The organism is Paenibacillus sp. Z3-2 (assembly GCF_054161325.1).
Genome location: NZ_CP096397.1, coordinates 5,281,781 through 5,297,250 on the forward strand (window position 1 = coordinate 5,281,781; position 15,470 = coordinate 5,297,250).

Genomic DNA, 15,470 nt, shown 5'->3' on the forward strand with positions numbered 1-15,470 from the left:
ATACTCCGGGTCAGGACACTTCTGACTGTTCCATCCATGATCATGTGCGGACTGCACGCCGAACCCGGGGATCAATGTACGAATACGAGATATCCACCAGCAGGTTCAAGACCACATAGATAATTGATGTAAAGAAGACAACCCCTTGCACCACTGGCAGATCCTTGGCCATTAGCGCATCCGCAATAATTCGGCCGATCCCCTGTCTGGAGAAGACGGTCTCTACCACAACGGTTCCCGCAAGCAGATCACCGATCAGCATGCCGATTACCGTTACGGCAGGAATAAGTGCATTACGCAGTGCATGACCATACATGATGGCGCGTTCCGAAAGTCCTTTGGCCCGTAATGCCACAATAAACGGTTCATTGATGACTTCCAGCATGCTGTTCCGCACCATTCGTACGATAAACCCTGCACCCACGAGGCCCAGCGTAGCTGCCGGAAGAACCAGTGAGCTGAATCCGTCGGAACCCATCGCAGGGAACCAGCCAAGCTGCACCGAGAATAACAGGATGAGCAGTATCCCCGTCCAGAAGGTTGGCATGGAAATGCCGAACAGTCCAACGAGCCGGGCGACGAAATCAATCACGCCATTGCGATGAATCGCAGACAATACACCGAGTGTAATTCCAATCGTAATGGCAATGATCGAGCTGAGTGCGGTCAAAGCCAGCGTAGCCGGAAAATGTTCCAGGATTTTGGGCAGAACCGGATCGGAATTAATCATCGATTTGCCGAAATCGCCACGCAGCATATCACCGAAATAGTTCGCAAACTGGATGTAAAACGGCTGATCCAATCCAAGCTGGACCCGCAGATTCTCGATCATCTCCGGGGTAGCCGAGGACGGGTCCAGCATGAGCAGAACCGGATCACCCGGCAGAAGATACATGATGCAGTACACCAGCACCGAAGCTCCGAATATAACCAGAAGCGATGTTGCAAGTCGTGACAGTATCGTGTGAACCATACCGGGATATCTCCTTCCTGAATCGGGATTGGCCATTCATGTTAAGGCTGAATGCGAACATCGTTAAAGAGTGGATACCCCAGCGCATCGAACTTGATGCCTTCGACCTTTTTGGATGCTGCGACGGTATACGGGAATACATAGATTGGCAAGATTACCGCTTGCTCAATCAGATATTGTTGAATCTGATTATAGATCTCCACACGTTTATCGGGGTCCGTCTCGACGGCTCCCTGCTCTAACAGTTTATCGATCTTCGAATCAGACAAACCGGACAATGTCGGACGCTCGCCCTCTGCACTCGTATGGTAGAAAGCGTACAAGGCATTCGGATCGGAATTGACCTGACTGTTGCCATAGAGATCATAATCCCAGTTCTGATAAATGACTGTTGCGATATCTTTTGTAATCTCGACTTCAACGGCAATGCCCACCTGTTTCAACTGTTGCTGGATAATGGCAGCAATGTCATTGCGTTTCTCCCGATTGGGCGAACCATCAACATACCGCAGGGTCAGCTTCTGCCCGTCTTTAGCGCGAATACCGTCAGCACCTTTCACCCAGCCTTGTTCGTCCAGCAGCTGATTGGCTTTGTTGATGTCCGGGTTGATGCTTCCTTCCAGCGATGCATGATAACCCAGAATTCCAGGAGACAGTGCAGACCATGCTCGGTCGTAGTTGCCCAGATACAATGTTTTGACAATCGATTCCACATCTACGGCGGATTGTACCGCCTGCCTTACTTTCACATCATCCCAAGGCGCTTTACGCAGATTGAAAAAGAGTGTGTATGGCAACCCAACTGTGTTGGCCTGCAACAGTTGCTGATTCGGATCGTTTTTCAATGCAGCGATATTTTGCGGTGGAACCGTCTCGGCAGCGAGTACCTGACTACTCTGAACACTTCCGATGCGCGTCGCTTCTTCCGGTACAATCTTGAAGGTGATCGTATCCACATGGGGCGCGGCTTTATTTTCAACTGTCTCAGGTCCCCAGTTGTAATCCTTGTTTTTGGCAACGACGATATCCGCATTTTCATCCCATTTCACAAAGGTATACGGACCTGTACCCACGGGATTTTTGCCCAGCTGGTCGCCATATTTTTGGGCAGCTGTAGGGGATACGATCCCCAGCAGCGCCTGGCTCAAGTTGCCGAGGAAGGCTTGCGATGGTGATTCCAGATTTACCTTGATGGTATATTCATCAATGACTTCGGAGGAGCTATAGGGTCTAATCAGGGCCAGAGAATTGGCAGCTTTGGTGGCTGGGTCGATCACCCGGTCCAGATTGTATCTCACGGCTTCCGCATTAAACGGTGTACCATCATGGAACTTCACACCTTCACGCAGCTTGAACGTATAACTCTTGCCGTCCTCAGATACGCTCCATTCCGTGGCAAGCCAAGGTTTGATGGAACCATCAGGCAGCTGCACGACCAGATTGTCGTAAATCGTCCGGATGGCACGCACCGTTACGGCAAGCCCACTGCGATGAGGGTCCAGCGTATCGGGTGAAGTTGCAAGTGCAAAAGTCAGGTTGCCTCCTTCGGCTTGCCCCGTCTGATCCCCGCCTGACGCCTGTGCCGAACCGTTCGTGCTGCCTCCCGCTGCTCCGCAACCGGATAATACCATCACCAATACTGCTGCCAATGCCATATATTTCATCCATGAGATAGACCTGTTCATATCGCTTCCCCCTCTGTGTATACAGGTGTCATTTAATTGATGTTTATACCCAATACTCGATATATCCTATGAGTTAAGTCGGTTTTAAAGTAGTACGAAACGTAGTCATTGATTTCATTACCGGTTGGAGAAAACAGCCAGACAAAATCAGATGTCGTTCGCTCCCTACCAGTTATGCCAAATCAGATACGACTTGTTCCTTGGCAGCCGTATAACGGTTAACTGGAATTTGCACCCCAAGGTTACCTCGCAATGTATCGTGTTCATAGTCCGTACGATAGAGGCCGCGTTCTTGTAGAATCGGTACAACGAGTTCCACAAAATCAGACAATCCACTTGGCAGCTCAGAAGCAATAATGAAACCATCCGCTGCTTCCGTCTCGAACCATTCCTGAATCTTGTCAGCAACCTGCTCCGGTGTGCCCAGGAATTTGCTGCGCGGTGTTGCTGCCCGCAGAGCCACTTCACGCAAGGACAATCCCTGCTCCTTGGCATCCTTCTTGATCTTGTCGGTTCCACTGCGGAAACTGTTGCTTCCAATGCCATTCAGCTCCGGGAAAGGTTCATCCAGCGGATATTGGGAGAAATCATGATGTTCGAAGAAACGTCCCAGGTAATCCAGCGCTTTATCAATGGTCACCAGGCTCGCAATCTCCTGATATTTCTGTTCCGCTTCCTCTTCGGTCTGTCCAACAATGGGATTGATGCCTGGCAGAATAACAATATCCTGTGCAGAACGTCCATAGGAAGCCGCCCGTGTTTTCACATCTTTATAAAATGCCTGTGCATCTTCAATTGTATCGTGGCCGGTAAAAACAGCATCCGCTTCTTGCGCCGCCAGGTTTTTGCCATCTTCCGATGAACCTGCCTGGAAAATCACCGGCTGTCCTTGCCGTGAACGCGCAATGTTGAGGGGCCCCTGTACGGAGAAAAACTCTCCTTCATGATTAAGCGTGTGCAGTTTGGATGGGTCGAAGAATACACCGCTCTCTTTGTCTCTTACAAAGGCATCATCTTCCCAGGAGTCCCACAACCCTTTGGTTACCTGTAAATATTCCGCGGCAATGCGATAACGTTCCGGATGCGTAGGGTGGCTGCTCTTGCTATAGTTCTTGGCTGTACCTTCGAGCGGAGAAGTCACGACGTTCCAGCCTGCACGGCCATCACTGATCTGATCGAGGGAACCGAACTGTCTGGCTACGGTGAAAGGGTCGCTATAGGATGTCGAGAGGGTACCCACCAGTCCAATGCGTGAAGTAACGGCAGCCAAAGCGGAGAGGATACTGATTGGTTCGAAGCGATTCAGGAAATGGGGAATGGATTTCTCGGTAATATACAGACCGTCTGCGATAAAGACCAGATCGAACTTGCCTTCCTCCGCTTTCAGTGCCTGACGTTTGTAGAATCCAAAGTTAACGCTGGCATCTGATAGAACCTCCGGGTGTCTCCATGTGGTGTTGCTTCCACCAACCCCATGAATAATGGCTCCAAATTTCAAACTGCGTTTCGCTGTCATATGCACTCCGCCTTCCTTGGATTAGAATCTTCAAAAGAAATATCAAGGGCCAACTGAACTGATTACGTATGCGAAATAACTTAAAAGTTAACTATTCCTATGAGTTTGGTTTGTTTTAATTTCACAAATCTTATCACTGCCCCGTAAAAGGGTCAACATCGCGACTAATAGATTTTTTCTATATGAGTATTGAAGATGTAAATATGACAATCTACATCCCAAGAGAGCTATAGCTTATGAACGTTCCGGCTGCTGCACAAATGCGATCTTGCATCATGCAGCAGCCGGAACGGCTTGCTCCAAAGGTATATATCGACTCCCGTTAGACCGCTGCCGCTTCGTCCGCTCGTGCCAGAAGTTCAGCCAGCTTCTCCAGATCAGGTTCCAGCAAGGCTTCAAACTTGCCGTCCCTTCCTACTTCAATGACGGGTACATGCCGAATTCCATATTTTGCTTCAAGCACATCTCGCAGAACGTCATGACCCTGCACTTCAATGTTCTCGAAAGGCTGGTTTCGCTCTGTCAGAAATGCTTTCACTTCTCCGCAGAAATGACAGCCTGTTTTGCTCCACAGCACGACTTTTTTGGTTGATGAAGACATCGACATACCTCCTGATTGGTTACCTTCAATTCCCATCTGTTAAATAAGAATTATGGCTCTAAATGTACTCCTGTGCCCTTCCTTCGTCAATGGATCTGCTAATAGAATAAACCTATAACCAAATAGAAAGATTAAATTTTAAATTTGAAAGATGGCTTATTTTACTCCCTATCGATGCCTGCAAACCTGGTCAAAAGCTTGTTTCGCTAATACAGTGAAGGACTCGATCTGATCCGGACTTCGATCTATGGCCCACCTCAGGGTGTCAAAAGCTTTCAATAGCAACACATGCCTCGCTTGGTTCAGTTCACGCTCCTGCTCTTGTTTACTTGTCCCATAGCCTTCTAAGAACGCTTTCAATTCCTCCTTGTCAGGACCCTCACCTCGTAGCTGGCATTGCATGAGTTGAATAATATCGCCGTACGGCACGACAGTGGCCTCCGCATTGCCCCAGTCCAGAAGGGTAATCTCACCTGTAGGACTTACGATTGTATTCTTCAAGGAGAGATCACCATGGCATAAGCCAAAACGGAACTTTTGCATTTTCAATTGTTCGAACCATTGCCTTACGACCTGTGATTCCTTCATCGTAATGACACCGAGAACAATCAATGGATCTTGCTCCGTGAGACTATTGATATTGTATTGCACATATCCTTGCCAACTGCCATCTGATCCTGCATGAGGAGGAGAATAAAATTGGTTTTGTAACTCATCGTGCATCTCCCTTCCAAAACCATTCACCGGGATGGATTGAAACTGTTTTGTGAACTCACCGAGTTTCCTCCAGATTATGGACGTAGGGACTGTCGTGTCCAATCCGTTATCCCCTTCGATATACGTTTGAATCATATAGGCATGTTCAGCGGTAAGCCCCACGGACAATGTCTGTGGCCCTGGAATACCGACACTTGCCGCTTCTTCGATGCACCATTTTTCTTTCACAAAGGTAGGGTATTCATCTCTATTGTTCAAGCGAACAATAACTTTATAACTTGCCGTCTCGACCAGGCACACCTGATTGACAAATCCTCTACCCACGATATGATGTGAGAACTTTACTTTTTCCAGCAAAAAATCACTGGCGATCTGCTCAGCTTGGTTGACTACAGAATTATTCACCGTGCTTCCTCCCTATCCCTGTATCTGATGACCCCAAGTTACGCTTAGTGATCATTGTGTTGGTCATAGTGTAAAAGGAACTCGATGATCTTTCAATCGCTACGCTCTAGTGATATAACTCCCAACTCGTATGTAACGTTTGGATGCGGAATGAGGCAGAGCGATTCCACAGGATACCGCTGCTTCTTTCATTCCGCATCATGCTGCTGATTCGCATAAACAGATCGCCTGACATTACAGATCTGGGTTCAAGAGCTGAGGTGGGGCGATAATCGGCCATCCTTCTTCCATCGAATTCAGTTGGTCCGCAGACACGCTGACAATATGCCCGGAATGCACACCCCAACGTTCTGCGGCATAAACGGATACAAATCGTCTGCGCTTGCCTCCGCTGATCTGATATCGAATCTCAGGTGCATCCACTGCAGCAACAATACTTCCTTCTGCCAAGGCATTCGGAGAACCCTGAATCGCTGTCGTATGCACCTGATGTGACTCCATCGGCCATCCTTGCATGTTCCCCGCTGATATCAGTGCTTCTCCGGCAGGAATGCCAAGCAGATCCGGTTTCGCTACCTGAACAGGAGATATTCCACGCGGTACAGGGATGTTCAGCTTACGCCGCCGCCCACTAGTCAATGTATAGACATCGCCTTTGGCATCAGACAGGAACGAGCCTTCGGGGTAGAATTCACTGCTGCGTCTGAACTGTAGTGCTGGATCTTGGCTACCTTGCGTTGAGATTCGCTGACGCGGATCGGTCGGGTTCGTATCCCTATCCTCTTGTTGACCAGATCGGTTAAGAGAGGTTTGTTGTCTTGCCAAGCGGGAGGTTTCGGCAACCAGCGTATGGGGATCTCCCCACTTTTGGCTATAAAACTGCTCGTTATCCTTGTTCACTACAGCAAAGTCCTGCTCCCCCAGTGCTTTCATGCTGACACTTCCGAAGTGATGAATGAAGGCATCCCCAGCAACCGCAAGCTGGTATCCTGCCAGCTTCACCCGGATGATCCAGTCGTCATCTTCAAAATTGCCCACCGCGTAACCTTCGTCCAGATAGCCTACCCGCTCCAGCAACTCCCGTGAGAACAGCCAGCAGAATCCGACCAGGCGATCGGTCAATCGATGTTTTCCGGCATCCGGACGATTATGTGTGCTGGCAAAAGACCACATTTCTTCTACCTCACGGTACGGAACCTGAATCTGCTGATCCCCGCCAATATAGTTGGTCACCGGACCCACCACACCAATCTTCGGATCACTGGCAAGACAAGTCATCATATTATCCAGCCAGCCCGGGGTAACCAGCGTATCATTGTTCAGTACGACGATATGTCGTCCTCTCGCCATCATCAGTCCATGATTGACACCTCCGGCAAACCCCCGATTCTGATCCAGGGCAGCTACCCTCACCATGCCGCCTTTGCGGAGCATGGCCTCGGCAGTTCCATCCTTGGAGGCATTATCCACGACAATGATTTCGTAGGGAGCAGGCGTATGCTTTTCGATACTGGACACACATTTCAGCACATACTCCCGCTGATTGTACGTGGGAATAATGATGCTGACCCCTTCAAAGACAAGACCAAACGAACTCTGTCCTTGGCGGACACCTTCGTCGTAGCCTCTGCGATAACCCTGTTTGTAGAGTCTGGCGCCTTTGGCTGTGCGGTTGCTTTTACCTTTGCGTCTGGATTTGCGTGTTGAGCGACTACCCGCTGCATGCAGGACTGCCATGGCAGGTTGCGAGACATCTTGCTGTGTGGCATGGCGGCCCACTTTTTTGTCGTTGCTCATGCTGCCATTTCGTTTGTTCTCACTGCGCTTGCTGATGTTTGAAGTGTTGTTATGGGGACTGTTCCCCTTACGACGGTTGACGTTTCGAGCATTATCTTTGTTACTATGCCTGTGACGTCCTTCCCCACGTTGTTGATCGGATGTACTCATGTTGCTTCCTCCATTTCCACTCGTCCGTGAGGCCAGTGTCGCACTGTACTTGCCCCCGGACGGTCCACTAGAGTTGAAGCTCTCCGGTTACCAGTTTGTCTGCCAAATGTCCAAAATCCAGAGCGACCTTACCGAGTTCACCTGCGATTCGTCTACATAGGATGACCGCCGGAATCCCTGCCGCCACCAGCGCGATATCAAAAGCATGTTCAGCCGTTTGTTGCATCACCCTCGGAACATCCATGACCCCTGCTACAAAACCAATGCTGCCTGTGACATGAACCCCCCGGCTGTGCAGCAGTGCTCCAAGCTCTGCAGCCTGGCTACCGATGAGCAGAACCCGGCGCCCCTGCAGCACGGGCAGCACTAGACCAGACTGATGCAGACTGTAATTGATCGTGGAGCTGGTCAATTTCAGCCCAGACCAGTCGATTCCGAAGTGGCGCAATACGGGGAAGAGCAGTCCCTGAAACGTAGGCGCCCGCGAGATCGGCACGCCAACCCAGTCGGCGGCCTGAATCGCTTCCGCGAGCACCGCGCGGATGTCTGGCGTTGAGCATGGCACCCCTGCATAGGGCAGAAACGGTGCCATCTCCTGCACTTCATGGCCGGGCAGCACCGTATCGGCTGCCAGGGTGAGCAGTTCGCCATCTCCGAGGCGAACGATAGACAAGGGGCGCTGCGCATCCAGCGCCGCCATGATGTGGCCAGCCATCTCGTGAGGGCTGGCAAGCCGGGTCAGGCTGGGCGCGTATTGGCGGAAACCCGCCGCGATCAGATCTGCCGCCACGGCAGGCAGAATATGATCCGGCGGGATGTGCTGCGCCACCAGCGCCTCCCCGCCGGCGAATACGCCGTCGCGGTAGCCCTCGGCGTAGCCGCCGGGCACGGCCTGCGCCTGCGCTGCCTGCTCCGCAGGCGCAGCAGGCCGGCCCTTCGCGCTGCCCGCATGCGCGGCGGCAGCGCCTTCCCGCCCCGCGGGGGCGACACCCTTCGGGAGTGTCGCCTGGCGCGGGGCGGGGCCAGCACCGCTGGCAGGCATCGCCTGTGGCGTGCTGGCTTGCGGTGCTGGCATGAGCGCACGGCGCATCGCCGTGCGCTGCTTGGCGCGGGCAGTGGCACGCCCGCCCCGCGCTGGTGCATGCCTGCGCCCAGCAGTGGCCTGGCGCAGACCGGCTTTGCCTTTGCCGGCGGTGCTCGCCCTGCTGGTACGGCTGGGTTTGCCCGTATTACCTGCCCTACGCACATAGCTCGCTCTGCCCACAGCACTGCCCGTGTGGCCTGCTTTGCCTGCACGGACCTTGTGCGCTGCGCCTGCAGACGTACCCGCTTTTGCCTGGGTACTGCGTTTCCCCGACTCAACACCTCTGACTCCAACGGACCCTACCCCTGCTCCCGCTGCTATACCACTGCCCGTGAACATGGACGGGTGCGTGCCCCGGGGTTTACCTGTCACCATAGCCCCAGTGGACCCGGTGCGTGTCGCTACTCTCACGCCATTCCCTCCTTTGGCATGCACGTGGATTGTCGCTGCGCAAAGCGCCGGAGCATCCTTTCAGCTCCGGCGCAGGGCATTCTGCTCCCATGGGGCACCGCACAGCGGCAGCATCAGGCGCATTAATGTTAAGGCAATTGTCCTTTCATGCGGACAGCTGCTTCCTCGAGCGAATCAAACGTACCCGCATCACTCCAGTATTCCTGCAAAATATCGTATTCCAATCCACCAGCAGATGCGTAGTGATTGTTCACATCGGTAATTTCAAGCTCTCCGCGCGCAGACGGCGCAATGTTTCGAATGAGGTTAAATACATGATCGTCATACATATATATGCCCGTAACACAATAAGAGGTTTTCGGCTGGCTTGGCTTTTCCTCAATGTACGAGATTCGTTCCGGATGCTGTGGATCAAAAACAGGCACCCCATAACGACGCGCATCATCCACCTTTTTGAGCAGAACCCTTGCTGTACCAGCAGGTTGCTGCATGTAACGGTCCACATAAGGCTTCAGATCGTCACTGAAGAGATTATCCCCCAGAAGCACAACGAATTTTTCTCCAGGAAGGATAAAAGTGGTCGCCAGATCCAATGCTTCCGCAATCCCGCCCGCCTTTTCCTGAATGCGATACGTCAGCTTGACCCCATGATCCGCTCCGCCACCAAGATACTCTGTGTACAGCCCGGCGGAATGTTTGTTGATAACAATCAATAGTTCATCAATGCCTGCCTGGCGGAGCCTGTCGATACCATACATAATCATCGGATGTTTACCGACTGGAAGCAGATGTTTGTTAATGAGCCGGGTCAGAGGATACAGTCTAGTTCCTGTTCCGCCGGCAAGAATTACACCTTTCATTCCACGTTCCCTCCTTCATCGGATGTGTCCATATATTCAAGCGGATCGACATGCCATTTGCTCATAAAAATCGAACGATTACGCTCAAGCAGCTGTTTCCACGCCAACTTATCTGTCTTCTGGAAGCTTGCACTTCCCTGATGATGCACGAGGACATCCCTGCATACCAACAAGCGATATCCCTGTAATCTTGCTCTATAACAATAATCGTCGTCCTCATAGTGTCCCGGAGAGTACGCCTCGTCAAGCAGTCCGACCGACTCCACTACACTTCGTTTTATCAGCATGCACAGACCGACAATCCGGCGCACTTCCCTCCACCTTGAAGAATCCGCAACATTGTTGGAAGCGGCCAGCTCCTGAAAATGTTCCATGTTTCGAAACGCCAGTTCAATCTGCTGGATGCCGCTGGCATAATTGGTGACAGGACCCGTAATCCCAATACTCGCATCACTGTACAGAGCGGTTCGCAGGTTCTCCAGCCAACGGGGCGTGACCGTGACATCATTATTTAGAAGTAACAGCTCATCCCCGCAGGCTGCACGAATTCCAGCGTTACACGCTGCCGGAAATCCCCGATTATCCGGGAACCTGACAAAACGAATTCGCTCCAGCGCGCAATATTCAGCCGTTCCATCCGTCGAACCATTATCCACAACGATAATTTCGTATGACGCAGGCTCACCCGAGTATTGTCTTATGGCATCAATGCAGGGCCTGATCAGATCCAGTCCGTTGTATGTTGGAATAATTATGCTCGTCAGTGTCATCTGGCGTTCCTCCTGTAAGCCACTTCTACACGGGATGGCGTACGTGCCTGAGCCGTATTCCACCCCGCATCCAGCCAGGTAGCCAGTGCCTCCAGATGATCTCCGATGATCAATCTGGCGACATCATTCCCACTCCCCGTGTTACCGGGACGCAACCGATTGGAACGAATAACATCCACCTGGCTTGGTGCCGATACGCTCATCCCATGCTGAATGGCGAGACTTTGCGCCTTGGGCGGAACGGCCAGTGATGCCGGCTTCACGGTCTGGATCATACGACGAGACAATGCGTGGGGCACGGCTGTCATGGAATTGGAACCGAGATCTGCCCTGCCTAATGTCCGGTTCAGATATGCCTTGATCCGGCTCACCTCATCCTGCCCCGCAAACGGAGGAAGCAAGGACGTCAGATTATTCAACGCCACATCCTGTCCCCGATCCACCGCGAACAGAAATGGTGCAAGCTGTTCCGCCGATACGACCATATCTCCGTCCACAAAGAGAACCGTCTCCGCATCCGTCATCTTGGCTCCAATTGACCGGCCCACATCATGTCCTACCCGATCCGGTTCATATACGAGCGTAATTCCTGATTGCCTTAGCACCTGCTTCAAACTGTCATCCGTCGTTCCATTCAGTACGACAATGATATCTGTCAGAGGCAAACGCTTTAGTTGCGACAACACCTGCCCCAACGTACGTTCCTCATTGCAGGCACAGACAACGGCAGCAGCCGAATGACGAAGGGGCAGCGGTACGATCTGAAATGAATGTCCTGAGGTATGGGCATATCCCTGCATAAATGCCTTGCCTGCGTTCATGGCTACCTCAAAGTTGCCTAGCTCCGCAACGTTCGCCGCGTGTGTATTCCACGCGAGACGTGCGTGTTCTTCTGACGCTGTATTGTTAACCTTCGCCTGGCTTCCTGCACGTTGCCCAGCTTTCCACATCAAGCGCAGATCCAGCAGGTCAGCTTTCGATCGACTTCTTCTCTTTTTTGGGGTGACTGATTGCTTCTTGTTCCCATGACGCTTGTTGATACGTGTGCTTCCTGTTGTCGTTCGTCTATTTGTTGCCCGCCTGCGGTGGACAACCCCTGAACGTCCCTTCATTTCCTCACCTCCAGCATGCTGCATCATCCGATGCAACATGCTTACCTCGCCAGGCTGCGAACACGATGCAGATCGGAATAGCCTCCGCGGGGACCGAGCGTATCCGTAATCCATCTGATCGCTGCCAGATGATCATTCAGCACCACTTGACTTAGCGGATCAGGTCCGGTTCGTTTCTTGATGCGAATTGCATTCATTCTGCCCACAGGTACGTGATGAACAGCGCGCACCTGGAGTCCGCCAATCACTGCCTTCGCTTGTGCGAGTGGCGGAACTTCCAGTGAGGATATCCCAATGACATCAAGTCCATGGCGGCTTAATGCATGCGGAATAGCTGTCATCGAGGCCCCCCGGAGATCGGATCTTGCAAGTATGCTGTTCAGCATATGTTTGGCCTCCACCACTGGATGAACGGGACTGCGAGTGATCGGACCATGGTAATCGTTAAGCGCTACATCTGTCCCCTTCAGCACAGCCTGCACATAAGGGGCAAGGTGCTCGGCAGGAATGGCGATATCTGCATCGGTGAACAGCAATACCTGACCACGGGCCGCGGCTGCGCCTACTTTTCGCCCTCCATCATGCCCCAGTGCTTCAGCAAAAGTGAGCACGCGTGCTCCTGCCCTTTGGGCTGCGTTAGCCGTGCCATCTGTTGAACCATTTACAATAACAAGTACTTCAGCATCACGACTTATACGCAGCGCTTCTCGAACAACGGCACCAATCGTTTTCTCCTCATTCATGGCAGGGATAATCACCGAGAGCATCGGCCGCTGAGCATCTTCCCCATGTGGAGAAGGATATCTCACGCCATGTTCAGCCCCATTTTCGGTTCCATTCTTGGCCCCATCCTTTTCCTCTGGCATCTGCTGTGTGGATGGAATAATGAACGTATAGGCCTTTGTACCCTTTTTGTGTCCAGACTTCCATCTTCTTTTCTTCAGCACTGCTTTTCTGCGTGTCATTTTCGATTGGGTTGCATAACGTGCTGTGGTACGGGTTTTGCGCAACACTTTCACCTCCCGCATTCAATCATCGGCATGCCAAGGGAGTACACGTTATTCTATGTATTCGTGGAGCAGTGGAAACGGCGTATGTCCTTGCACCAGGCAGGTTCTCTCTGTGAATACGCGGGTACAAGCCTTCCTTTCAGACAAAATACGTCAAAATATATGAAAAACGCTACCTGTCCCCTACTTCAGACACAATTTTAGAAAAAAACCAAATTTGCATCTTTTCCAAAGTTTTACACTGTGATAATATACGTTCCAAGCCATTTATTTACAAAAATAACCTTATGAGGAACACAAGTTCCTAACGACCTTCTTATTACTATTTATTGACCTTAGGTTAATTTTGATGGTTGCATTCTGATCTTGAGAGGAGTGATGCTGTTCAGAACACACCGTCATTGTCACCACTTACGCAAACCCGGAGTGAACAACCCAGTTTTTCGTAAAACACACCTTCTACCTGCGCAATTGGACAACCCCCGGCTTCTGAAAGAGGAACACAATGGACGATTAAGCCTTCGGGCTGAACTGAATAAACGGTAATCCTTTGGGGTGTGTTTAACACTTCCCTGTCCGGGCGAAGCCGATTTTGTTCCCATCGTTTCTTGTCTAATTCCAGCTTCAGGTTCAGCCCCACGCTCCGCGCTGCCCAAGTTGCAGACGGAATCCCACCGAGATTGGCATGATATTTGTCCAAAAAAATAAGTTTAAGAATGGGAGAGTTTACGATGAAATTTGCCAAAGTTATGCCAACAATTCTTGGAGGAGCTCTTTTGCTCGCTTCCGTAACTTCTGCTACTGCAGCTCCATTATCTGATCAATCCATTCCACTTCAGGCCCCTTATGCCTCTGAGGAGGGTATCCCATTGACCAGTGGAACGGATGACACCATCTTCAATTACCTTGGACAACAGGAACAATTCCTGAATTCCGATGTTAGATCCCAGCTCAAAATTGTCAAAAGAAACACAGATACTTCTGGCGTAAGACATTTTCGCTTGAAACAATATATTAAAGGTATCCCGGTCTATGGTGCAGAACAGACGATCCACTTGGACAAAACCGGGGCCGTGAGTTCCGCACTTGGTGATCTTCCACCGATTGAAGAACAGGCCATTCCGAATGATGGTGCAGCCGAGATCAGCGGAGAAGACGCAATCCGGATTGCAACCGAAGAAGCAACCTCCCGCATTGGAGAGCTTGGTGCAGCGGAAATAACACCTCAAGCTGAATTGAACATCTATCATCATGAAGAAGACGGCCAGACTTATCTGGTTTATATTACAGAAGTTAACGTGCTTGAACCTGCCCCCCTGCGAACCAAGTATTTCGTGAACGCAGTGGATGGCAGTATCGTATCCCAGTTTGACCTCATTAACTTCGCCACCGGAACAGGTACAGGTGTGCTTGGTGATACCAAAACCCTGACAACCACTCAATCCGGCAGCACCTTCCAACTGAAAGATACCACTCGCGGCAATGGCATCCAAACGTACACAGCGAACAATCGCTCCACACTGCCAGGTACCCTGCTTACAGATTCGGATAATGTATGGACCGATCGCGCAGCTGTAGATGCTCACGCTTATGCTGCTGCCACGTATGATTTCTACAAAAACAAATTCAACCGTAACGGGATTAATGGTAACGGATTGCTGATCAGATCCACCGTGCACTACGGCTCCAATTACAATAACGCCTTCTGGAACGGGGCACAGATTGTATTTGGTGATGGAGACGGAACAACGTTCCGATCCCTGTCTGGTGACCTCGATGTTGTGGGTCACGAATTGACGCATGGTGTTATTGAGTACACAGCCAATCTGGAATATCGCAATGAACCTGGTGCACTCAACGAAGCCTTTGCCGATATTATGGGCAATACCATCCAAAGCAAAAACTGGTTGCTTGGTGATGATTTTTACACACCTAACATTCCAGGTGATGCACTGCGCTCCCTGTCCAATCCTACACTGTATGGTCAACCTGACAAATACAGCGATCGTTATACAGGTACACAGGACAACGGTGGCGTTCATATCAACAGCGGTATTATCAACAAAGCTTACTACCTTGCAGCTCAAGGCGGGACGCACAACGGTGTGACTGTAACTGGTATTGGACGTGATAAAGCTGTACAGATTTTCTACAGCACTCTGGTGAATTACCTGACGCCAACGTCCAAATTTGCCGCTGCCAAGACAGCAACCATTCAAGCAGCCAAAGATCTGTATGGCGCAAATTCCGCTGAAGCTACTGCCATTACCAAAGCTTATCAAGCAGTAGGCCTGTAAATCTAACTTTAATGTGGTTGAACTTCTAATGAACTCATTTTAAATGGTAACGAAACGTTCAGACACCCCTCACCGTCCGAAC

12 protein-coding genes are annotated in these 15,470 nt (G+C 51.1%); 1 reads left to right on the top strand and 11 read right to left on the bottom strand.

Annotated features, from left to right (window positions below; genetic code table 11):
• Positions 1-40: 40 nt before the first annotated feature.
• From M1D71_RS23660 to M1D71_RS23710, 11 genes are all read right to left on the bottom strand, one after another.
• Positions 41-973 (bottom strand): ABC transporter permease, encoded by a 933-nt coding sequence (locus M1D71_RS23660; RefSeq protein WP_169480572.1) that lies wholly within the window; start codon positions 971-973, stop codon positions 41-43.
• Positions 974-1,014: 41 nt separating this feature from the next.
• Complete coding sequence (locus M1D71_RS23665; RefSeq protein ID WP_458123938.1) at positions 1,015-2,658, bottom strand: ABC transporter substrate-binding protein; 1,644 nt, start codon at positions 2,656-2,658, stop codon at positions 1,015-1,017.
• Positions 2,659-2,830: 172 nt separating this feature from the next.
• Entirely contained in the window at positions 2,831-4,174 is a 1,344-nt protein-coding gene (locus tag M1D71_RS23670; protein ID WP_458123939.1) for an LLM class flavin-dependent oxidoreductase, read from the bottom strand.
• Between the two features lie 322 nt (positions 4,175-4,496).
• Positions 4,497-4,775: a glutaredoxin family protein gene (locus M1D71_RS23675; RefSeq protein ID WP_458123940.1), complete on the bottom strand. Its 279-nt coding sequence runs from the start codon at positions 4,773-4,775 to the stop codon at positions 4,497-4,499.
• A gap of 168 nt (positions 4,776-4,943) precedes the next feature.
• Positions 4,944-5,897, bottom strand: a complete 954-nt coding sequence (locus M1D71_RS23680) for an aminoglycoside phosphotransferase family protein (RefSeq protein WP_458123941.1) — start codon at positions 5,895-5,897, stop codon at positions 4,944-4,946.
• A gap of 234 nt (positions 5,898-6,131) precedes the next feature.
• Positions 6,132-7,844: a glycosyltransferase family 2 protein gene (locus M1D71_RS23685; protein ID WP_458123942.1), complete on the bottom strand. Its 1,713-nt coding sequence runs from the start codon at positions 7,842-7,844 to the stop codon at positions 6,132-6,134.
• A gap of 67 nt (positions 7,845-7,911) precedes the next feature.
• The gene (locus M1D71_RS23690; RefSeq protein WP_458123943.1) at positions 7,912-8,517 is read right to left on the bottom strand and encodes a GT-D fold domain-containing protein; all 606 of its coding nucleotides are present in this window, start codon (positions 8,515-8,517) and stop codon (positions 7,912-7,914) included.
• 950 nt (positions 8,518-9,467) lie between these two features.
• Positions 9,468-10,199, bottom strand: coding sequence for a sugar phosphate nucleotidyltransferase (locus tag M1D71_RS23695; RefSeq protein WP_458123944.1), 732 nt, complete (start codon positions 10,197-10,199; stop codon positions 9,468-9,470).
• Positions 10,196-10,969 carry a glycosyltransferase family 2 protein gene (locus M1D71_RS23700; RefSeq protein ID WP_458123945.1) on the bottom strand — a complete coding sequence of 258 codons (774 nt, stop codon included), beginning with the start codon at positions 10,967-10,969 and terminating at the stop codon, positions 10,196-10,198. Before M1D71_RS23700 ends, M1D71_RS23695 begins: the two co-directional genes overlap by 4 nt.
• Positions 10,966-12,081: a glycosyltransferase family A protein gene (locus M1D71_RS23705; RefSeq protein ID WP_458123946.1), complete on the bottom strand. Its 1,116-nt coding sequence runs from the start codon at positions 12,079-12,081 to the stop codon at positions 10,966-10,968. Before M1D71_RS23705 ends, M1D71_RS23700 begins: the two co-directional genes overlap by 4 nt.
• A gap of 41 nt (positions 12,082-12,122) precedes the next feature.
• Entirely contained in the window at positions 12,123-13,094 is a 972-nt protein-coding gene (locus M1D71_RS23710; protein ID WP_458123947.1) for a glycosyltransferase family 2 protein, read from the bottom strand.
• A 728-nt stretch (positions 13,095-13,822) separates the two neighbouring features.
• Here M1D71_RS23710 and M1D71_RS23715 point away from each other — a divergent pair.
• Positions 13,823-15,388, top strand: a complete 1,566-nt coding sequence (locus tag M1D71_RS23715) for a M4 family metallopeptidase (protein WP_458123948.1) — start codon at positions 13,823-13,825, stop codon at positions 15,386-15,388.
• The last annotated feature ends 82 nt before the right edge of the window (positions 15,389-15,470 follow it).

What these genes read in the sequence shown, in the direction of transcription:
- M1D71_RS23700 (WP_458123945.1), bottom strand. Translation starts at nt 10,969, where the DNA reads ATGACACTGACGAGCATAATTATTCCAACATACAACGGACTGGATCTG.
- M1D71_RS23675 (WP_458123940.1), bottom strand. Translation starts at nt 4,775, where the DNA reads ATGTCTTCATCAACCAAAAAAGTCGTGCTGTGGAGCAAAACAGGCTGT.
- M1D71_RS23695 (WP_458123944.1), bottom strand. Translation starts at nt 10,199, where the DNA reads ATGAAAGGTGTAATTCTTGCCGGCGGAACAGGAACTAGACTGTATCCT.
- M1D71_RS23715 (WP_458123948.1), top strand. Translation starts at nt 13,823, where the DNA reads ATGAAATTTGCCAAAGTTATGCCAACAATTCTTGGAGGAGCTCTTTTG.
- M1D71_RS23670 (WP_458123939.1), bottom strand. Translation starts at nt 4,174, where the DNA reads ATGACAGCGAAACGCAGTTTGAAATTTGGAGCCATTATTCATGGGGTT.
- M1D71_RS23685 (WP_458123942.1), bottom strand. Translation starts at nt 7,844, where the DNA reads ATGAGTACATCCGATCAACAACGTGGGGAAGGACGTCACAGGCATAGT.
- M1D71_RS23660 (WP_169480572.1), bottom strand. Translation starts at nt 973, where the DNA reads ATGGTTCACACGATACTGTCACGACTTGCAACATCGCTTCTGGTTATA.
- M1D71_RS23705 (WP_458123946.1), bottom strand. Translation starts at nt 12,081, where the DNA reads ATGAAGGGACGTTCAGGGGTTGTCCACCGCAGGCGGGCAACAAATAGA.
- M1D71_RS23665 (WP_458123938.1), bottom strand. Translation starts at nt 2,658, where the DNA reads ATGAACAGGTCTATCTCATGGATGAAATATATGGCATTGGCAGCAGTA.